The organism is Lutimaribacter marinistellae (assembly GCF_042648365.1).
GTDB classification, from domain to species: domain Bacteria; phylum Pseudomonadota; class Alphaproteobacteria; order Rhodobacterales; family Rhodobacteraceae; genus Lutimaribacter_A; species Lutimaribacter_A marinistellae.
In genome coordinates this window covers 181,897-201,997 of sequence record NZ_JBHRXI010000001.1, presented here as the reverse complement: position 1 = coordinate 201,997, position 20,101 = coordinate 181,897, and the positions used below count along the sequence as shown (strand labels likewise).

General features: G+C 63.8%; 18 protein-coding genes. 12 read left to right on the top strand and 6 right to left on the bottom strand.

Annotated features, from left to right (window positions below; genetic code table 11):
* Window positions 1–3: 3 nt before the first annotated feature.
* From ACFORG_RS00945 to ACFORG_RS00925, 5 genes are read left to right on the top strand one after another with little or no spacing between them, the layout of a single operon-like run.
* On the top strand, window positions 4–984 hold the full coding sequence (locus ACFORG_RS00945) for a DUF58 domain-containing protein (RefSeq protein ID WP_386733497.1): 981 nt from the start codon (window positions 4–6) through the stop codon (window positions 982–984).
* A complete protein-coding gene (locus ACFORG_RS00940) occupies window positions 981–1,463 on the top strand; it encodes a DUF4381 domain-containing protein (RefSeq protein WP_386733496.1) in 483 nt (160 codons plus the stop codon). The genes ACFORG_RS00945 and ACFORG_RS00940 overlap by 4 nt, the downstream gene beginning before the upstream one ends.
* Window positions 1,460–2,443, top strand: coding sequence for a VWA domain-containing protein (locus ACFORG_RS00935; RefSeq protein WP_386733495.1), 984 nt, complete (start codon window positions 1,460–1,462; stop codon window positions 2,441–2,443). Before ACFORG_RS00940 ends, ACFORG_RS00935 begins: the two co-directional genes overlap by 4 nt.
* On the top strand, window positions 2,440–3,993 hold the full coding sequence (locus tag ACFORG_RS00930; protein WP_386733494.1) for a VWA domain-containing protein: 1,554 nt from the start codon (window positions 2,440–2,442) through the stop codon (window positions 3,991–3,993). The genes ACFORG_RS00935 and ACFORG_RS00930 overlap by 4 nt, the downstream gene beginning before the upstream one ends.
* On the top strand, window positions 3,990–5,255 hold the full coding sequence (locus tag ACFORG_RS00925) for a hypothetical protein (RefSeq protein WP_386733493.1): 1,266 nt from the start codon (window positions 3,990–3,992) through the stop codon (window positions 5,253–5,255). The genes ACFORG_RS00930 and ACFORG_RS00925 overlap by 4 nt, the downstream gene beginning before the upstream one ends.
* 37 nt (window positions 5,256–5,292) lie before the next feature.
* On the opposite strand, the gene ACFORG_RS00920 is transcribed toward ACFORG_RS00925, so the two are convergent.
* From ACFORG_RS00920 to ACFORG_RS00895, 6 genes are read right to left on the bottom strand one after another with little or no spacing between them, the layout of a single operon-like run.
* The gene (locus ACFORG_RS00920) at window positions 5,293–6,660 is read right to left on the bottom strand and encodes an FAD-dependent oxidoreductase (protein ID WP_386733492.1); all 1,368 of its coding nucleotides are present in this window, start codon (window positions 6,658–6,660) and stop codon (window positions 5,293–5,295) included.
* On the bottom strand, window positions 6,653–7,519 hold the full coding sequence (locus tag ACFORG_RS00915; RefSeq protein WP_386733491.1) for an isocitrate lyase/PEP mutase family protein: 867 nt from the start codon (window positions 7,517–7,519) through the stop codon (window positions 6,653–6,655). Before ACFORG_RS00915 ends, ACFORG_RS00920 begins: the two co-directional genes overlap by 8 nt.
* Complete coding sequence (locus ACFORG_RS00910; protein ID WP_386733490.1) at window positions 7,516–8,130, bottom strand: cysteine hydrolase family protein; 615 nt, start codon at window positions 8,128–8,130, stop codon at window positions 7,516–7,518. The genes ACFORG_RS00915 and ACFORG_RS00910 overlap by 4 nt, the downstream gene beginning before the upstream one ends.
* The gene (locus tag ACFORG_RS00905; protein ID WP_386733489.1) at window positions 8,123–10,192 is read right to left on the bottom strand and encodes a hydantoinase/oxoprolinase family protein; all 2,070 of its coding nucleotides are present in this window, start codon (window positions 10,190–10,192) and stop codon (window positions 8,123–8,125) included. The genes ACFORG_RS00910 and ACFORG_RS00905 overlap by 8 nt, the downstream gene beginning before the upstream one ends.
* Window positions 10,189–11,886 carry a hydantoinase B/oxoprolinase family protein gene (locus tag ACFORG_RS00900; RefSeq protein WP_386733488.1) on the bottom strand — a complete coding sequence of 566 codons (1,698 nt, stop codon included), beginning with the start codon at window positions 11,884–11,886 and terminating at the stop codon, window positions 10,189–10,191. The genes ACFORG_RS00905 and ACFORG_RS00900 overlap by 4 nt, the downstream gene beginning before the upstream one ends.
* Window positions 11,883–12,440, bottom strand: a complete 558-nt coding sequence (locus ACFORG_RS00895) for a nuclear transport factor 2 family protein (RefSeq protein ID WP_386733487.1) — start codon at window positions 12,438–12,440, stop codon at window positions 11,883–11,885. Before ACFORG_RS00895 ends, ACFORG_RS00900 begins: the two co-directional genes overlap by 4 nt.
* A 140-nt stretch (window positions 12,441–12,580) precedes the next feature.
* Here ACFORG_RS00895 and ACFORG_RS00890 point away from each other — a divergent pair, with 140 nt between their 5' ends.
* The 7 genes from ACFORG_RS00890 to ACFORG_RS00860 all read left to right on the top strand — a co-directional run bounded on the left by ACFORG_RS00890 (window position 12,581) and on the right by ACFORG_RS00860 (window position 20,066).
* The gene (locus ACFORG_RS00890) at window positions 12,581–13,384 is read left to right on the top strand and encodes a GntR family transcriptional regulator (RefSeq protein ID WP_386733486.1); all 804 of its coding nucleotides are present in this window, start codon (window positions 12,581–12,583) and stop codon (window positions 13,382–13,384) included.
* Window positions 13,381–14,778 (top strand): 3-isopropylmalate dehydratase large subunit, encoded by a 1,398-nt coding sequence (gene leuC, locus ACFORG_RS00885; RefSeq protein WP_386733485.1) that lies wholly within the window; start codon window positions 13,381–13,383, stop codon window positions 14,776–14,778. The genes ACFORG_RS00890 and leuC overlap by 4 nt, the downstream gene beginning before the upstream one ends.
* Window positions 14,778–15,413, top strand: coding sequence for a 3-isopropylmalate dehydratase small subunit (gene leuD / locus ACFORG_RS00880; protein ID WP_386733484.1), 636 nt, complete (start codon window positions 14,778–14,780; stop codon window positions 15,411–15,413). The genes leuC and leuD overlap by 1 nt, the downstream gene beginning before the upstream one ends.
* Before the next feature lie 14 nt (window positions 15,414–15,427).
* On the top strand, window positions 15,428–16,444 hold the full coding sequence (gene dctP, locus ACFORG_RS00875; protein WP_386733483.1) for a TRAP transporter substrate-binding protein DctP: 1,017 nt from the start codon (window positions 15,428–15,430) through the stop codon (window positions 16,442–16,444).
* A gap of 59 nt (window positions 16,445–16,503) precedes the next feature.
* Window positions 16,504–17,010 carry a TRAP transporter small permease gene (locus ACFORG_RS00870; protein ID WP_386733482.1) on the top strand — a complete coding sequence of 169 codons (507 nt, stop codon included), beginning with the start codon at window positions 16,504–16,506 and terminating at the stop codon, window positions 17,008–17,010.
* Window positions 17,010–18,317, top strand: a complete 1,308-nt coding sequence (locus tag ACFORG_RS00865; RefSeq protein WP_386733890.1) for a TRAP transporter large permease — start codon at window positions 17,010–17,012, stop codon at window positions 18,315–18,317. Before ACFORG_RS00870 ends, ACFORG_RS00865 begins: the two co-directional genes overlap by 1 nt.
* Window positions 18,318–18,431: 114 nt before the next feature.
* Window positions 18,432–20,066 carry a N,N-dimethylformamidase beta subunit family domain-containing protein gene (locus tag ACFORG_RS00860; RefSeq protein ID WP_386733481.1) on the top strand — a complete coding sequence of 545 codons (1,635 nt, stop codon included), beginning with the start codon at window positions 18,432–18,434 and terminating at the stop codon, window positions 20,064–20,066.
* Window positions 20,067–20,101 lie beyond the last annotated feature (35 nt).

Sequence of the window (20,101 nt, the reverse complement as noted above, 5' to 3'; positions counted from 1 at the left end):
GTCATGCGGGATCATGCGGCACGGATCAGGACGGGCACGGCGCCACGCACGCGGCCGACCGCCGATGCGGACATGCGGATCAATGTCACGCTGGCCCATCTGCGCGCGCTCGAGGGGCGTGCGCGCAGCCTGAGCTTTCTGCCGCGGCAGCCTGCGCGTTCTGTCCTGAACGGTAGGCACGCGTCGCGCCTGCGCGGGCGGGGACTGAATTTCGAAGAATTGCGGAATTACCTGCCCGGCGACGATATTCGAGCGATCGACTGGAAGGTGACCGCGCGCACCGGCGAGCCGCATGTGCGCGTGATGACCGAGGAACGCGACCGGCCCGCGTTGATCGTGGTCGACCAGCGAATGTCGATGTTTTTCGGGTCGCAACTTAACATGAAGTCGGTGACGGCGGCAGAGGCCGCGGCCCTTGCGGCCTTTCGCATTCTCGAGCAAGGGGATCGGGTGGGTGGCATCGTCTTTACCGATAGCGGCATCGTGGAGTGCCGCCCGCAACGCAGTCGCGCCTCCCTCAACCGGTTCCTGACTGTGCTTGCTGGGGCCAATGGCGACTTGCGCGCCGATGCGCCAACGGTTCAACCCGTGGCGCTGACGCAGGTGCTACGCAAGGTGGCGCGGATCGCGCCGCGCGATCACCTGGTCATTGTGCTCAGCGATTTCGACATGGTCGATGCCGAGACCGAAAACCTCGTGTCAGGGCTGGCACGGCGCAACGATCTGATACTGGGGCTGGTTGCCGATCCTTTTGCCGAAGACATTCCTGGCGGACTGAAATTCGTGGCCTCGGACGGTGAATTGCAGGTCGAGGTCGATACGTCGGACCGCACCGCGCATGGAGGATTGCGCGACATGGCGCAGGGCCGGTTGGCTGCCATCATCGATTGGCAGCGGCGGTTCGGGGTGCCGGTTCTGCCGCTTTCGGCGGCCGAGGAGACCTTGCCGCAGATGCGCCGCCTGATGGGGCTTGGTCCACGATGAACGAGGAGGACACCCCGCAGGCCCTGAACCTGATCGACCTGCTTGACGGTCTTGTCGAACCGCCGGTGCCCGAAGCCGTGGCGATGACGCCGCAGACGGCGGGCTGGGCGGTTCTGGCGGTGCTTGTCCTTCTGGGGCTGCTGTGGCTGGTGCTACGCTTTGTGCGCCGATGGCGCGCCAATGCCTATCGCCGCGCGGCGCTGGCCGAGCTTGGCGCGGCGGGTGACGATCCCGCTGTCATCGCGGCGGTGCTGCGGAGGACCGCCCTTGCAGCCTGGCCCCGCGAGGAGGTTGCAAGCCTCACAGGAGAGGCCTGGTTGCGTTTTCTCGACAGGACCGGCGGAAAGGAAGGGTTCGCCGCGGGACCCGGTCAAGCGATGGAGGCGGCGGTCTATCGCGGCGGAACGACGGCCATGCCCGAATTGACGGAGATGGCCGCGCGGTGGATTCGGCAACATGATGCGGGGGGCGGGCGATGATATCGCTGGGCTTTCCCTGGGCGCTTTTGTTGCTGCCTTTGCCGCTGCTGATCTGGCGCTTTTTCCCGCCGCATCGTGAGCGGGTGCCGGCCTTGCGCGTTCCGTTCTTTCGCCAGGTTGCCGACGCCGCCGGAGAGGAGCCCGGCCCCGGCTCTGTCGTTCTGGCAAGGACGCGGCTGCAGCGCGCTTTCGGCATCCTTGCATGGTGTCTGATCGTCCTTGCGCTGGCGCGGCCCGAGCGGGTTGGCGAGCCGGTCGAAATCACCAAGGCCGCGCGGGATGTGGTGCTGGCCATCGACATCTCGGGCTCGATGGACGCGCGCGATTTCGAGACGCCCGAAGGCGAGCGTATGCAGCGCCTTGCCGGTGTGCGCGAGGTGGTGCGCACATTCGTCGAGGCGCGCGAGGGTGATCGGATGGCGCTGATCGTTTTTGGCTCAAAGGCCTATGTTCAGGCCCCGTTGACCGAGGATCTGCCGACGATCATCGAATTGCTCGACAGCACCGAGGTGGGAATGGCCGGACCGCACACCGCTTTGGGCGATGCCATCGGGCTTGCGATCCGGACCTTCGAGACCAGCGAGATCGAAAGCCGGTTGCTGATCCTGCTGTCGGACGGGGCCGATACGGCCAGCCGCATGAGCCCGGTCAACGCCGCCGAAATCGCGGCAGATCAGCAGGTCGAGATCTTTACCATCGGTGTGGGCGATCCCAATGCGCAGGGCGAGGACCGGGTCGATCTTGTCACGCTGGAGGCGATCGCATCGCGCACGGGGGGAGAATTCTTTTACGCGACCGATGCCAAGGCTCTGGAAGCCGCCTATGCCCGTATCGACGATCTGGCCCCGCGCGAAGTCGAGACGCTGTCCTATCGGCCGCGCCTGTCGTTGGCCTGGATTCCATTGGCCGCGGTGGCGCTTGTTGGCCTCGTGGCCGTTGCCATCCTGCATTTCGGAAGCAGGCGAAAGGCGTTGGCATGAGCGGTCTTGAGCTGTTTCTGGAGGCGTTCCACTTTCTGCGGCCATGGTGGCTGGCCCTGTTGCCAATTGTTGCCCTGTTGTGGTGGCGTGTTCGCAGCCTCCGGGTCAGCCGGGATCCATCGGTCGACCAGATCGCACCGCATCTGCGGGAGGCTTTGACTGTCGGCAAGAGCGCCCGGAGCCGGGTGCAACCGATTGACGGGGTAGCGGTGGCGCTGGTGCTGGCAGCGCTTGGGGCCGCCGGGCCGACATGGTCCCGCATGCCCGATCCGTTCGTGGCACAATCGGCACCGCTTGTGATCGCGCTCGAGGTCACGACGCAGATGGAAGAGACGGATATCGCCCCGTCCCGGCTGGAGCGTGGCAAGCAAAAAATCCGCGACCTGCTGACCCTGAGGGCGGGGGCGCGTACCGCCTTGATCGCCTATGCCGGCAGCGCGCATAGGGTTGTTCCAATGACCGATGATCCCGGTGTGATGACGCCCTACCTGTCCGGTTTGACGCCCGACGTGATGCCCGAGGATGGCGAGGTGGCGGCAGAGGCGCTGGCGCTTGCCACCGACATCCTGTCGCGCGAGGAAGTTCCGGGTGGGGTTCTGTTCGTGGCCGATTCCGTCGATCCGGCTGACGCGGCCGCGCTTTCGGCGTCGGGCGGGCCGCTGGTCACGGTGCTGGCAATGCTCCCCGGCGGTGTCGCCGATCGCGGTCTGGACGCATTGAGCGTTCCGGTCATCCGGGTAACGCCGGACGAGGGCGACATCCGCCAAATAAACCAGATGCTCGACGCTGCCTTTCGGCGCGCGATGCTCGAGAATTCCGACCAGCCGTGGCTGGATCGTGGGTATCTGCTGGCCTGGCCGCTGGCCCTGTTGGCCCTGTTGTGGTTCCGGCGCGGCTGGACCATGCGGTGGGTCGCAATCGCGGGCCTGATGCTGGGGTCGGGCCTGCCGCAGCCTGCCAGCGCAGGTGTGATCGACTGGTTCCTGACGCCCGATCAACAGGGCCGGTTGGCGTTCGAACGGCGCGAATACGCGCGCGCGGCCGAGTTGTTCGTCGATCCGCTGTGGCGCGGATATGCATTGTACCGCGATGGCCAGTATGAGGAGGCCGTCACGGTTCTGGACCGGGTCGAGACGGCACAGGCCGCTTTCATCCAGGGGATGGCCCAGATGAAATCGCGCGCCTATCGTGACGGTGTACGGTCATTCGAAACGACACTGGAGCGCGATCCGGATTATCCCGGTGCCGCCGAGAACCTCGAACTGTCGCGCGAGATCGTCGATTACGTTGAAACCGCGCGAGAGCAGTCGGACACGGGCGAAGAGACGGGGATCGGGGCCGACGAGGTGGTTCTGGATAACGAGGCGAACCGGGGTGCCGACACCGAGATGCAGGCCCCGCAAGAAGAGGGCATGGGCCTGATGACGACCGACCAGTGGATGCAGACGGTCGATACCCGAACCGGCGACTTCCTGCGTCAGCGCTTTGCCATCGAACAGGCGCGCGGCCCGGCTGCGGCGACCGAGGCCGATGACGGGGCGGAAGAATGATGCGGATTCTTGGCATTGTGCTAGTCCTTGTGTTTGCCTGTCCGCTTTGGGCGCAGGACAGTGGCAGCGATCCCGTGCTGGAGGTGACGTTCGACGAAACCGAGGCGATCCCCGGACAGTCGCTGACATTGCGGATGACGGTTTTGGTGCCGACCTTTCTGCCTGAACCGCCCGTCTGGCCGACCCTCGATGCCCCGAACCTGATGGTGCGTCTGCCGGAACGCTCTACCGGCCCGACCAGTGCGTCGGTCGGGGGAGAGACATGGTCGGGCGTGACCCGTCGCTATGAGGTTTCGCCGATGGTGCCGGGTGAGTTCTCGATCCCGTCGCAAGAAGTGGTCGTGACCTATTCCGATCCGGAAAGCGGCGACCCGGTGCAGGTGACGCTGGAGACCGAACCGTTGAGTTTCACGGGCTTGTTGCCGGACGGTGCCGAGGGGTTGGATCCGTTCATCGCCGCCGAGGCGCTGGAGCTTGAACAGAGTGTCGAGGGCAGTCCTGACGCATTGGCGCCCGGCGACAGCGTGACCCGCACCGTGACCGCGCGGGTGCGCGGCACCTCGCCGATCTTTCTGCCGGACCTGCTGGAGACTGCGCAGATCGCGAGTGTCTCGGCCTATCCCGAGGACCCCGTTGTCGAGCAGAGCGAGGAACGGGGCGTGTTGTCCGGAACGCGGGTCGAAAGCGTGACATACGTGGCAAAGGGCGGCGGGAACGGTGACGTGCCGGGCGTTTCGGTCGAGTGGTACAACCTTCGGACCGGCGCCGTCGAAACCGCCACGGTAGATGGGTTCGCCATCGAGGTTTCAGGCCCACCCGCCGTTGACGGAGAGGTGCGCGATTGGCGGGCGCATTTGCCAATGATCCTTTTGGCCTTGGCGGTGCTGGGTGTTGGTTTGGTTCTCTATCGGTGGTTGATGCCTCGGGTTGCGGCATGGCGGGCGCAGCGCCGGGCCGATTATCTGGCTTCCGAGGATCATGCCTACAAGCTGCTTCGACAGGAGGTTTCGGCACGGAACATGGCCCGTCTGCCTGCGGCAATCGACGTCTGGGCGGCGAGGGTCGACGGGCCGGATCCGCGACGCGACCCGGGGGTTCAGGCGGCAATGCTGCGGCTGGGTGAGTCGCGCTACGGCACCGCGCCCCAAGACGATCCTGCGGCATGGAGCGCAGTTGCGAGCGCGCTGGATGCGGCAAGAGCCGTATCCCGTGGCCAGACTGCGCGTGGAAGCGGCTTGCCGCCCCTCAACCCTGTGTCCTGAGAGCGGGACAAAGCCCGCTGAGACAAGTAGGATATCGTCACTGTACTGGTGACATGCCAGCGCTGCGGCCCAACACGATTGCGGCCAGCAACCCGTTTCCCGACAGGTATCCGCTGTCGCCCGTCCCGGAGACACCGCAGGCGGCCCCACCGGCGGCAAGGAGGTTCGGAAAGACCTGACCGGCACTATCGCGCACCCGGCCTTGCGTGTCGGTATCCAGCCCGCCTTGGGTGTGGAACAGGGCGCCGGTCACCTTCACGGCGCAAAAGGGGGGCGAAAGCGCCTGACCGGTCCAGTTGCGACCGAAGGAGTCCGTTCCGGTGCGCGGCAGGTCCTTCAATTCCGACGCAAGCGCCTTGGCCGGCAGGCCCAGCTTGGCTGCGAGGGCTTCGGGCGTATCGGCCTGCTGGATCGCGCCCTGTGCCTCGGCCTGTCGGAAATCTTCGAACTGGCGGGCGATGCCGGCGATGCGGGCGTCAAAGATCGACCATGCCACGCCACCGGGTTGGGCCAGGACAGCCCGGGCAGCCTCGGAATAGCCCTGGCTTTCATCCCAGAACCTATGGCCGGATTGGTTGACCTGTATCCCGCCCTCGGTGATGACGGCCCAGGTGATCAGGATGCCATGCGGTTGGGCGACGTTGCCGTGACCCTGGTAGGCCCCCATGTGCCGGGTTGCCGCGCCAAGCGCCTCGCCCCAAATCATTGCCTCTCCGCGGTTACCATCATGCCCGAACCAGACGGCATCTGCGATGTCCGGCATGTGGCGCGAAACCATCTCGCGGTTTCCGCCAAAGCCGTTGCAGGCGAGCACCAGCTTGGCGCAGCCAACGGTTTCGATGCCACCATCAGGCCGTCGCATCGCGACGCCGAGAACCCGGCGATTGTCGCGATAGAGCGTCTCGACGCGGCGTTCGCAGATGATGTCGATGCCTTCGCTTTCGGCCGTGCTGCGCAGGCGGTCGATCAACTCGCGGCCGGAACGCGATGGCAGCCCATGCATCCGGCGGCGGGAATGGCCGGGATAGTCGAAATCATGCACGACCGAGAAGGGCAGGTGATACCTGTCGGCCAGCCATTCGACGGCCGGGCCCGAGCCGCTGGCAAGCGCGGCGACCAGCGCCCTGTCATTCTCGTTCTTTGCCTTGGCCTGGATATCGTCGGCAAAGCGCTCGGCGTCGTCCGCGATCCCGGCCTCGGCCTGAAACCGCGTGCCAGCCGCCGGGATTAGCCCTGCCGACAGCGCAGTAGAGCCCTGCGGGACGGCGTCGGCCTCGATCACCAAGACCTCTTGCCCGGCCTCTTTCGCGGCGAGCGCGGCGACAAGGCCGCAGGCACCAGCCCCGACGATCAGGGTTTCGACGCTGAAATCGAACGAGTCCGGGGCGGGTTCGACCTTAGCCATCGCCACCTTCCCACTTGCGGCCTTCGGCCAGCATGGCGGGTGTTCCGATCACGTCGTTCAGGCCCCCGAAATCGAACATTCGGTCCGAGAACGGCCGGTTTGATCCGTTGGTCTTGAGGCTGGCATAGTAGTCCCGCGCCGTGTGGGCCAGAGCACGCACGATCCCGCCGGGAAAGATGACGATGGAAAAACCCAGCGCCTCAAGGTCGGCGGCGGAGGAGATCGGCGTTTCGCCTCCTTCGACCATGTTGGCGAGCAGTGGAATGCGCCCGGCAAACGTGTCGCACACCCGTTTCAGTTCGTCGCCCGAACGCGGCGCCTCGATGAACAGCGCATCGGCGCCGGCCGAGATATAGGCCTCGGCCCGCGCGAAGGCGGCATCGATACCCTCGACGGCGATGGCGTCGGTGCGGGCAATGATCAGCGTCTCGTCAGAGGCGCGGGCTTCGGCCATTGCGGCGATCTTGCCCGACATCTCGGCGGTCGGGATCAGGGACTTGTCGGCAAGGTGGCCACATCGCTTGGGATAGCTCTGATCCTCGACCTGAAGGGCAGCGGCGCCTGCACGCTCGTACATGCGCATCGTGCGTTGGGCGTTGAGCGCGTTGCCGAAACCGGTATCGGCATCGATGATGACCGGCAGGTCAACCCGGTCGGCAATCAAGGCCATCGTGTCGGCCATCTCGGTCGCGCTGGTCAGCCCGATGTCGGGGCGTCCGAGCCGTGTATACGCGACGGCGGCACCAGAGAGATAAAGCGCCTCGAACCCGGCCTCGGCCGCCAGCGCAGAGGTCAGCCCGTCATAAACGCCGGGCGCGACGAGGATCGATTCCAAGGACAGGCGTTTGCGAAGGGTCATGCCGCACCCTCCAGCATGGCTGTCGCCTCGGCGCAAGTCATCTGCGGCCCAAGCGATCGGAGTGAAATCAACGTGGCATCGTGAACCTCGGGATTGAAGGCGGCACAGCCATCGGTCAGCAGGATCGTATGCAGATTGCGCAGATGCGCGTCCCGAACCGTCGAAGCAACGCCGCCATTCGTCACGATCCCGCCAATGATCAGGGTGTCGATGTCGAGCGCGCGCAGGATGTATTCCAGGCGTGTCTGGTACAGGGCCGAATAGGCGACCTTTTCGACGGTGTAATCGGCGGGGGCCAACGTATCGACCAACTGGTGGCCGAATTCGCCCGGTGCGAAATCGCCCTTGGTCAGGAAGGGGCGCAGCGCCTTGAGATGCGGTGCGATCAGCGGCTCGCCCCCCGGACCCGGCACAAGCGTGAACTGGGCCGAGACATAGGTTCCGCCCGCCGCCCGCAGCGCGTCGCGCAACGGACGGATGCGATCAGGCAGCGCAGCGATTTCCGGTGAACCCTGGCCCGCGCGGCCATAGGCGCCCTTGGGGTGCAGGAAGTCATTTTGCAGGTCGATCGTCAAAAGCGCCGCGCGCCGTGGGTCGAAGCTCTCAGCCATGATCAGCCTTCCGCGTGATGATTGTGTTGCCGAACCTGTCAACATGGCCGGTCAGATCGGGTTCGATAAGAACCGTCGTATCTGCCTGCTCGAGGATCGCCGGACCGTCGATCTGTGCGCCGACCGGAATGGCCAGGCGGTCATAGATCTGCGTGTCGTGCCAGGCATCGCCGAAATGCACCTTGCGCGTGCCCTTGCGGGCGGCGTCGATGCTGCCGCCTTCGGGTGCGAGGGTGGTCAGGTCGAACTTGGGTCGCTTGCCGATCACTGCGCTGCGCAGGTTCATGATCCGCCGGGTCCCGCTGGACAGCAACCTGCCATAAGCCGCGTGATAGGCGGTGTCGAACGCCTTGGCCACCTCGTCAACGGTGGGGGCGGTGACCTGCCCGTCCGTCACCGTGACAGGGATCGGGACGGCGACGGTATGGGTCTGCCCGACATAGGCCATGTCCAGCTCAAACAGCGTTTCGCGCGCTTCGAAGCGGGTTTCGGTCGCGTCCAGCATCTTCATCCCGGTATCCACGTGATCCTGCATGAAGCTTTGCAGTGCCGCGGTATCGAGCGTGTCGACCGTGGCGTTGATCGTCTGGACGAAGTCCTGCCGCATATCGGCGATAACGCAGCCCATGGCCGAGGTCACGCCGGGGTAACGCGGCACGATGGCGCGGCCGATCCCGACCTCTGCCATCATAGCCCCGGTATGAAGCGCGCCACCGCCGCCAAAGGGCATGAAGGCGAACCGCTTGGGGTCGAAGCCGCGCTCGATCGAAACAAGGCGGATCGCGCCCGCCATGCGGCTGTTTGCAACCCTCAGGATCGCTTCGGCCGCTGCAACCGTCGAAAGGCCCAGTTTCTCTCCGACATGGTGGTCGATGGCGCGGCCCGCAGCCTCTACATCCAGACGGTCGAGCTTGCCGCCGATGGGATTGTCCGGGTCGATACGGCCCAGCACGATATTGGCGTCAGTGACTGTCGGGCGGTCGTTACCTTGCCCATAGGCGACGGGACCGGGGGTCGATCCCGCGCTTTCGGGGCCGATGTTCAGCAAACCGCCCTTATCGACCCAGGCGATCGATCCGCCACCCGCGCCGATCGTGGTGATCTCGATCATCGGGGTCCGAACGACCATGCCGAAATCGATCGATGTCTGCGGGGCCAGCATCGAGCGGCCATCGGCGATCAGCGAAACATCGAAGCTTGTTCCGCCCATGTCGCCTGTGATGACATCGGGATAGCCCGCCTCGCCCGCGATATAGCCGGCCGCGATCACGCCTGCGGCCGGGCCGGACAGCGCCGTGCGCACCGGAAGCCGGCAAGCCGTGTCGACGCCCATCACGCCGCCATTCGACTGCACGATCATGAATTCCGAGCCGAACCCGCTGGCAAGAAGCGCGTCCTCCAGCCGTTTCAGGTAGCCGGACACTTCGGGCTGAAGATAGGCGTTCAGAGCCGTCGTCGAAAAGCGTTCGAACTCGCGTATCTCGGGCAGGATCTCGGAAGAAGATGACACGTGCGGGTTGGGCCAGAGGTCCTTGAGGACTCCTACCGCGCGTTGTTCGTTTTCGGGGTTGGCGTAGGAATTGGCGAATAGCACCGCCACTGCGGCGCATCCGCTGTCGAGAAGGGTTCGAGCGGCCGCTCTTACAGCGTCGAGGTCGACAGGCACCCGGATGGTTCCGTCGGCCAGTGTACGCTCGGGCACTTCGATGCGCAGGTCGCGTGGCACGACAGGGGTGAATTCCCCTCGCAGCCCCCAGGTTCGTGGCCGGTCACGGCGCCGCATCTCAAGCACGTCGCGCAGCCCCTGGGTGGTGATTACCCCGATCCGGGCGCCCTTGCGTTCGAGCAGCGCGTTGGTTCCGGCGGTGGTGCCGTGGATGACGGCACTTACGCCCGAAAGGTCCTGCGTCTCGCGGCGTATCCCTTCGAGGAAGCCGCCCGATTGATCGGGACGGGTCGTCGGAACCTTTGCGACACGCGCGGTTCCCGCGGCTTCGTCGAGGAAGAATACATCGGTGAAGGTGCCGCCGACATCGACGCCAATCATGCGTTTGCCGCTCATGCCGCACCTCCGGTCCAGCCATAAAGACGTTCGGCCTCTGACTTGCTCATCAAGCCACGCTCGACATCGCGTGCCACGGCTTCGGGGTCACGCTCCGATGCTGGCCCGTACCCGCCCCCGCCCGGCGTTTCGAGGCGAACTGCCTGTCCCTTGTGCAACTGGATTCCCCGCATCTTGGACACCATTGGCGGGCGCGCCCAGCCATCGTCGGTTTCATAGGAAAAGCGGTTCAACGCGGCCTCGCCGCCGCCCGCCACGCCCTTGGGCGCGTGCCGCCCACGCTCGCCGAAGAGGAACACCTCGGCCCCGTTATCCTCGAGCACCTCGATCTCGTAGACAGCGCCCAGCCCGCCGCGATGGCGACCCGCGCCGCCGGAATCCGGACGCAGCGCCCACTGCCGAAACATCACCGGGTAGGCGGCTTCGAGTATTTCCATCGGCGGGATCGTCGCGGTCGAAATCGGTGCGCTGCCATGGTTGAGCCCGTCGGATTCCGATGACCCGCCATGCCCGCCCCCGTAAAACGAGAACATCACCCAAGGCTGACCGTTCGACCGCCGTCCCGCGATGGAAAGGGCGTTGATCGTGCCATAGGCGTTGCCGACGACCCGGTCGGGTGCAGCTTGCGACGCTGCCGCGAAAATCACGTCGATCATGCGCAAGATGGTTTCGGTATATCCACCCACTGGCGCCGGAAACTCGGCCGACAGCAGCGAGCCTTCCGGGATTTTGACCTCGATCGGGCGCATGACACCGGCATTCGCGGGCAGGGTAGGAAAGATGTGCTTGATCGCGACATAAGCCGTGGCCACCGCAGTGGGCAGGGCGATGTTCACCGGGCCCTGGCAGCGCGGGGCGGTTCCCGCGAAATCGAGCGTCATCCGGCCGCCCTTGATTTCCAACGCGACGCGGATTGCCAGCGGCTCGTCCGTGATGCCGTCATTGTCGAGGAAATCCTCGGCCTCCCATCGGCCATCGGGCAGAGCCTCCAGCTCGGCGCGCATCAGTGTTTCGGCACGGACCGAAAGCGCGTCGAGAGCGGCGGCCACGGTAGAGGCACCGTATTCATCCAGCAGCTCTTCCATCCGCTTGTGACCCAGATCGAGCGCACCCAACTGGCCGTTCAGGTCCCCCTCTGCCGACTGGGGCAGGCGGGTGTTTCGCAGAATGATGTCGAGGATGCCCTGATCCATCTCGCCGGCGCGCGACAACAGGACCGGTGGCAGGACAAACGCCTCCTGAAAGGCGTCCTTGGCTGCCGGGTTGTAGTTTCCAGGCGCGCCGCCACCTAGATCATGCCAATGCCCGACGGAAGCCAGCCAGCAGAACAACTCGCCATTGCGAAAGTAAGGCCTGACCAGCCGCATGTCGTTCAGGTGGGTGCCGCCCAGATGAGCGTCATTAAATATCCAGATGTCCCCATCCTTGGGCGCAATGCCGCTGGCGCGGACCTTGTCGATAACGGCACGCACGGCAAAGGACATCACGCCGACAAAGATCGGTAGCCCGGACTTGCCCTGTACAAGCGTGTCGCCGGTTTCCGCGTGATACAGCCCATGGCTGGCATCATGCGCCTCGGCAATGATCGGGTTGAAAGCCGAGCGGAACAGCGTCGCGTCCATCTCGTCTGCGATCTGTTCCATCCGTCCGGCCAAAACCGCCAGTGTGATCGGGTCGAGCCCCTGGTCGCTCACGCGCGCACCTCCGCTATGTCGTTCCATACGTCCTGTCGTGTGATTTTTCCGTTTTCCAACTCGAAACGGTCGATGAACCGGATGCCTTCGAACGGTGTGCCGTCCGGCCATATGCCGTGCAGCGTTCCGCGGGAATAGACCACGGCGGGCCCGGGTGTCGGGCAGGTTTCGAACGCGTCATAGGTCTTGCCGATCTTCTGGTAGCGCGGGCGCGACCATTCGATCAGTTCCTCGAGGGTGGTCATCGGACCGCTCCCCGGAAAGGTCATCGTGAAGCCAGAGGCCAGATGCGCGCGCGCCGAATCGAGGTCGCGCGCCTCCATCGCGTCCAGATAGGCGCGGACAATTCGCGCAGGGTCTGGCAGGGCTGGCGCGCCCTCGCGCCGCTGGCGCCCGCGCATGTATTGCGAGGGGCTGCGCTCATGAATCATGACGGTAACGGCATCGGGATCGGCCGGGACGACAAGCCGGACGGCATCGGTCAGAGCCTCGCCAAGGCGGGTCTTTGCCTTGTCATCGTAGCCGTCCAGAAGGTGCAGTTCGATCACCGGCATCGGAGTCTCCTCATCCCAACTTGTATTTTTGATAGTACAGCTTTGGGTATATCAAAAGAACATTTTTTGACCGGTGAATGATACAAATTTCTTGCGTTCTTTTTCGGACCGGTTAGCCTCTGGCCTGAATTGGAGGTTCGATGAGCGAGACTGTGCGCCCCATTTTACCGGAAGGTGGGAAGGCCCGGCGGGTCTATCTGCTGCTGCGCGACGAGATTTCGTCGGGGCAGTTTCCACCCGGTGCCATGCTGCCCGGTGAAAAACGGCTGGCCGAGCAATTCGATGTGAGCCGTGTCACGGTGCGAAGGGCGCTGGATTCGCTGGCGGCCGATGGTCTGATCGATCGGCGCGCCGGCAGCGGTACGCGGGTGGCCAGCACCGGTGCCGACCAGGCGATGTCCGCGGATCTGACGACCCTGATTCCGCAACTGGTGCGCATGGGCCAGCATTCGGTGCGGTTACTGTCTTTTTCCTATGATGCCCCTCCTGCGACTGTCGCGCAGGAAATGGGGATCGGCCCAAATGAGCGGGTGCAGATCGCGGTACGCGTCCGATCGGCCGAGGGGCAGCCGTTCTCTCACCTCACGACCTATGTGCCTGAGGATATCGCCAGCAACTACTCCGAGGCCGATTTGGCCAGCGTGCCGCTGTACCAGCTGCTCGAACGGTCCGGCGTGGTGGTGGAGTCGGCGCATCAGACGGTAAGCGCAACACTCGCCTCGCCCGAGGTGGCAAGGGCGCTTGAGGTGTCGACCGGCGCCGGGCTGCTGTCACTGCGCCGAATCGTGCGGGACGAAAACGGGCGCGCGGTCGAATATCTTTCTGCGCTGTACCGGTCCGACCGCTTTAAGCTGGAAATGTCGCTCAACCGGGTTGGCAGTGATGACGCCCGGCATTGGGAGGCCGTCGTGGGCGAGCAACTGCCCGAAGGCGGTGCCACATGAGCCGCACCCTGGTAGACAAGCTTTGGGATGCGCACGAGGTGCGGGTGGAGGCGGACGGTACCTCTTTGCTGTGGGTCGACCGGCACCTGGTGCATGAGGGATCCCACCACGCCTTTGCCAAGCTCGATGAGCGTGGATTGCCGGTGGCAGAGCCGAGCCTGACATTTGGCGTGGCAGATCATTATGCGCCTACGCGCAACCGAGACACGATTGCCGATCCCGATATTGCCAAGATGTTGACCCGACTGGAGGAGAATACCGGCAAACACGGTATCCAGCTATTCGGGCTGCGCGACCCGCGGCAGGGCATCGTTCACGTGATCGGGCCCGAGCAGGGGCTGACCCTGCCGGGGCTGACGATCAACTGCGGTGACAGCCATACCTCGACCCACGGGGCGTTCGGCGCGCTGGCCTTCGGCATCGGGGCCACGCAGGTCGCGCATGTCCTGGCCACGCAGACCATCCGTGCAACGCGTCCGAAATCCATGCGGATACAGGTGGAAGGGCGACTGCCGCTTGGGGTCACCGCGAAGGATATCGCGCTGCACTGGATCGCGCGCCTTGGTACCGGGGCTGCGACGGGCCATGCCGTCGAGTACGCGGGCTCTGCCATACGGGCCCTGTCGATGGAGGGGCGCATGACGCTGTGCAACCTGTCCATCGAGGGCGGCGCGCGGTTCGGGCTTGTGGCGCCAGACGATGTGACGTTTGAATATGTCAAGGGCCGCCCATACGCACCTGACGGATCCGACTGGAACAGCGCCGTAACCGCATGGCGGACGCTGGTTTCGGACCGGGATGCCGTGTTCGACCGCGAAGTGGAGATCGATGCCGCCGAGATCGCGCCGACGGTTACTTGGGGTACGACACCGGATCAGGCGCTGCCGATTACCGGAACTGTTCCGGACCCGGACGCGCTGGGCGGGGCACAAGCCGACACCGTGCGTGACGCGCTGGAATACATGGGGCTGAGGCCCGGCCAACGGCTCGACACGGTAGAGGTCGACCAGGTGTTTCTTGGTTCATGCACCAACGCGCGGATCGAGGATCTGCGCGCCGCGGCCGGGGTGCTGAAAGGGCGCAAGGCACGTGTTCCGGGCCTGGTGTCGCCCGGTTCCATGCTGGTGCGCGCGCAGGCCGAGAAAGAGGGTCTCGACCGAATTTTCACAGACGCGGGGCTCGACTGGGTCGCGTCGGGCTGTTCGATGTGCGTTGGCATGAACGGGGATGTTGTCGGTCCCGGAAAACGCTGTGCCTCGTCCACGAACCGCAACTTTCGGGGCCGTCAGGGCAGGGGCGCACGAACGCATCTGATGTCACCCGTCATGGTTGCCGCAGCCGCAGTAACCGGCCGACTGACGGATGCGCGGCAGTATCTGGAGGGGTGCGCGTGATGGCGGGTTGGAGCACGCATGAAGGTTTCGCCATAGCCCTGCCGCGCGCGTCCGTCGATACGGACCAGATCATCCCGGCCCGATTCATGTCGGCCAGTCGGGCCGAAGGATATGGCGGTTTCCTGTTCGCCGATCTGCGTGACGGCGCCGAAGAGTTTCCACTGGATCGCCACGTCGATGCCAGCGTGCTTGTGGCCGGGCCCAATTTCGGCTGCGGTTCTTCGCGGGAGGCGGCGGTCTATGCCCTGGTGGATGCCGGGATTCGTCTCGTCATTGCCGAGAGTTTTGCCGATATTTTTGCCGGAAACGCGGTGAATAACGGGCTGCTGCCCGCCGCGGTGGAGCAGGCCGACGAGATACTGAGCATCATCGGGACCGGCAAGGTCAAGGCGAGTGTCGACCTGCAGGCCGGGAGCCTGTTCATTGACGGGCGCGAATACGGTTTTGCCCTGCCCGATATGTGGCGGCAAAAGCTGGTGAACGGGTGGGACGACATCGACCTGACCCGCGCCAATCTTGACGAAATAAGGACTTTTCGCGCGGGCCGCGCGAAAGCTGCCCCTTGGGTGTTCGGCCCGGGTGGAATCAAGAAATCAAACAGCGAACGACCGGCGGATGAAAACCGCGGCACATAACAAGGAGTGATATAATGAAAATGATGACCATTGGTGGGACCTTCGCAGGCCTGCTGGCATTGACGACCGCGGCGCAGGCAGAGGACACGCTGAGCGCCGTGCATGCGTTTCCCGAAACGCTGATCTACACCAAGAGCTTTCTGGAGTTCGTCGACAAGGTGAACGAACGTGGAGAGGGCGTCGTCCGGATCGACGTGCGTGGCGGACCCGAAGCCATCGGCATGTTCCAGCAGCCGGATGCGGTACGCAACGGCGTTGTGGACATGGTCTATACCCCCGGTTCTTTCTACGCGGGCACCGTGCCGGAAAAGGATGCGCTGGTCGCGTCGAACATTCCTGCCGCCATGGCGCGCGAGAATGGAGGGATCGAACTGTTCGACCAGATCCACCAGGAAAAGATGGGTGTCAAATACCTGGGCTGGTTCGATTCCGGGGTTTGCTACAATCTCTGGACCCGCAACGAGCCCCAGCTTGATGCAGACGGCAACCTGGACGTTTCGGGGCTGAAGCTGCGCGGGAACGCCGTCTATAACGCCTTTTTCACCGAGTATCTGGGCGCGCAGGTGATCGATCTGCCCACCACCGACGTCTACTCGGCGCTTGAACGCGGCGTGGTCGATGCGACCGGATGGACGCAGATTGGCCTGATCGATCTGAAATGGAACGAATTCCTGAACTACCGGATCGAGCCCTGCTTTTTCTCGACCGATCTTGGCGTGATCGTGAATCTCGACAAGTGGAACAGCTTGTCCGATGAATCGCGCCAGATCCTGCAAGAGGTCGCGATCGAGCACGAGGCCAGCTCGACCGAGGCGCTGATGTCGAAGCGGGACGACGATTTCGCCGCGCTGGACGAGCAGGGCATGAAGGTGGTCACTCTGGAAGGTCAGGCTGCCGCCGATTACCTTGCCGCCGCGCGCGAAAAGACATGGGGCCGTATGCGCGGCCTGATGGAAGAGCATCCCGCAGGTGCCGGCAATTATGATGCGCTGATCGAACGGTTCTACGATCCTGCGGCCGACGCACAGTAACCCCTTTTGGCGGCGCCGTGCATTCGGCGCCGCCTATCTGCCACGGCAAAGGCGCTTTCATGGAAATCCTCCGTCGCATCTATCTTGGCATCGTTCCCCTGATGGCGATCGTTGCCGGCGCCATGCTCATCTGGCTGATGGTTTCGATCGTGGTATCGGTCACGATGCGAAACCTCGGGATGCAACCCTATGCCTGGCTCTTCACCTCTTCGGAATATGCGCTTCTTTACATGACGATGCTGGGTGCGCCCTGGCTGGTCCGTGAGAAGGGTCACGTGCATATCGAGCTTTTGACATCGGCTCTGCCGCCGCGCCTGCAACGCGGTGTCAGCCGGTTCGTGGCCGTGCTTTGCGTACTGGTTTGTGTTATTCTGGCCTGGAGCGGGGCCGAGCTGTTCCTGAGCAATATCGAGCGTCAGGACTATGACGTAAGGGCGTACTTCACGCCGAAATGGATACTCACCATCGCTTTTCCGGTCAGCTTCACCCTGATGGCGTTGGAATTCGCGCGTTTCGTCCATGGTGACGATCTGCTGCACTCGGGCGAAGCGGGACTGCACGAATGATGGAATGGTATGACGCGCTCGGCCTTTTGCTGGGCTCGATCCTGGTTCTGATGGCAATCGGGATGCCGGTGGCACTGGCGTTTCTGGCCGCGAATGTCATCGGGGCATGGGTGTTCATGGGCGGATGGGCCGGTATCACCCAGATGCTGAACAACGGCTTCGGCGCGGTGACGAGTTTCGCGCTTGTCCCGATCCCGCTCTTTCTGCTGATGGGAGAGCTGTTCTTTCATACCGGTCTTGGCAACCGGATGTTCAGCGCGATCGACAAGCTCCTTGGCAGGGTGCCGGGCCGATTGTCCTATGTCACCGTGATCGGCGGAACAGGGTTCTCGACACTGTCGGGCTCATCCATGGGATCCACCGCGCTGCTCGGCTCGCTCATGGTGCCCGAGATGATCAAGCGCGGCTATAAAAAGCACATGTCGATCGGGCCGATCATGGGAACCGGTGGCCTTGCGATCATCATACCGCCCTCGGCCCTGGCCGTTCTGCTTGCCACGCTTGCGCGGATCGACGTTGGCGCGCTGCTGTTGGCGGGGGTGATCCCGGGGCTGATCCTGGCCGGTCTTTACATCCTGCTCATCTGGTTTCAGGTCAAGATCGACCCCGAGGCCGCACCGGCTTACGAGGTCACGCCGATGTCGCTGGCGGAAAAGCTGACACTGGTTCTGCGCGACGTGATCCCGATGCTGTCGGTGATGGTGCTGACGGTCGCCGGCATGATCGGTGGTGTCTTTACCCCGTCCGAGGCGGCGGCCTTTGGTGCGCTGGGTGTTCTTGTTCTGGCGGTCATCTATCGCGGTCTGAGCTGGGCGTCGCTCAAGAACTCGGTGCATGGTGCGCTCAAGGTCACGCTGATGGCCTATCTCATCGTCTTTGGCTCGGCTACCTTCAGCCAGTTGCTGGCCTTTTCGGGGGCGTCGCGTGGGCTGATCAACTGGGCAACCGGGTTCGAGCTGGCGCCGCTGATGATGTTGTTGGTGATGTTCGGGGTGCTGTTGATGCTTGGAATGTTCATGGAGCAGATCTCGATCATGCTGCTGACCGTTCCGATCTTTTTCCCGCTGATCCAGACGCTCGGGTTCGACCCGGTTTGGTTCGGTCTGGTTATGTTGTTGGCGCTCGAGATCAGCTTTACCACGCCGCCATTCGGATTGCTTTTGTTCGTGATGAAGGGGGTTGCCCCACCGGGAACCACGATGCGCGATATCTACATGGCGGCCTTTCCCTACATCGGGTGTTCGTTGGTCCTTGTCGGCATCCTGATCGCGTTCCCGGAATTGGCTCTCTGGTTGCCGGGACGTTGATGTCGCAGAGGGTCGTTGCTTCGGGCCATGCGAAACAATGCTGGCCCGAAAAGTGCGGACCGGGATAACCTGCGAAGGCAGGACGCGTTCGCGGCACCCGGAGGTTTGGACAAGATGTCAATTTCAGAGACCGCCGGACCTTCGACCACCTCGCGCACCCGCGCCAAGGCGCGCCACATCCTCGATAACTATTACATAGGCCCTGCGCGGGATGTGAACGTGCTGGAGATCTGGGGCTATACCGAGCGCTTTTCCTATTCCCCGGGCGACCGGGTCGCGCTCCATGTCTCGACCACTGCCGAAACATGGGATCTGGAGGTTGGTCGCGACGGCGCAAGCTATCAGCCGATCTTGCAAGAGATAGGCTTGCCTGGGGTCTATCAGCACACGCCGACGGATTGCTCGGTGAATGGTTGCAACTGGGCGCCAAGCTATGAGTTCGTCATCCCGCATGATTGGAAGGAAGGCGGATACCTGGTCACGTTTCGGGCAGACCGCGACGGTGACGCGGTCGAAGAACATCACCTCTTCCTGTTGCGGCGTGCCGAGAACCGTCCAGTCGCGCCTTATGTGCTTGTGTGTTCGACCGGCACGTGGATGGCCTATAATTGCTGGGGCGGATCCAACCATTACGAAGGCATAACCGGACCGAAGGGCAATGCGTTCTCTCCCGTCCTGTCTGCCCTGCGCCCGTGGACGAGAGGTTTCTGCAAACTACCCGAAGGTGCCCCGCGCGCTGTGCCTGAAATGGCGCATGTTCCTGGCGGGATGGTGCGATACCCCTACATGGAATGGGCATATTCATACGGGTATTCCAAGAAATACGCCTCGGCCGGGTGGGCAAGCTATGAACGTCATTTCGCCCGCTGGGCCGAGGCGCATGGTTATGAATTCGACTTTGCCACGCAGCACGACCTCGAAGCCGATCCCGACCTGCTCAACCGCCATGCCTGTGCCGTGTTCGTCGGGCATGACGAATACTGGAGCGCGAACATGCGCAGCGCCGTGGACAGGTTCACCGATGCCGGTGGTCGGATTGCACGGTTTGCCGGAAATTTCACTTGGCAAACCCGGATCGAAGATGAGGGCCGCAGGCAGGTCTGCTACAAGTATACCGCCACCGAGGATCCGCTTTACGGCACGGATCGGCAGCATCTGGTCACCGGCGCATGGGAGGTTGCACCAGTTAACTGGCCCGGGGCCCGTACCTTCGGCGTCAACGGGTTAAAGGGGGTGTATGCGGGGCTTGGCCGCTGTGTCGGACAGGGAAGCGGCGGCTTTACGGTGTACCGACCGGGGCATTGGGCGTTCGATGGCGCGCATCTCGGCTACGGTGACCAGTTGGGCGCGGCCTCGCGGATCTTCGGCTACGAGGTCGATGGCCTTGATTACAGAATGGAGGACGGCCTGCCCTTTGCCACGGGCGCGGACGGTGCGGACCCGGATGTACGAATCCTGGCTATGGGCCTTGCCACGAACCTGGAGCCTGATCACGGAACATGGGGCGAGACGATTTACATCGGAGATGCCGACGCGGCCTACAAGGCATCTGTCCTGTTCGGCGAGATCACCCCCGAAACACTCGACCGATCCACCCGCGGGAATGGCGTCATCGTTTCATGGTCGCGCGGCAAGGGCGAGGTGTTCACCGCCGGTACTTGCGAGTGGGTCATGGGCCTGTCCCGCCGCGACTGGCAAGTGGAACAGGTAACGCGCAACGTTCTGGATCGCTTCGGCACCAAGCGGTGAGGGATTGCAACACGCGCACCAGAACACGACACACG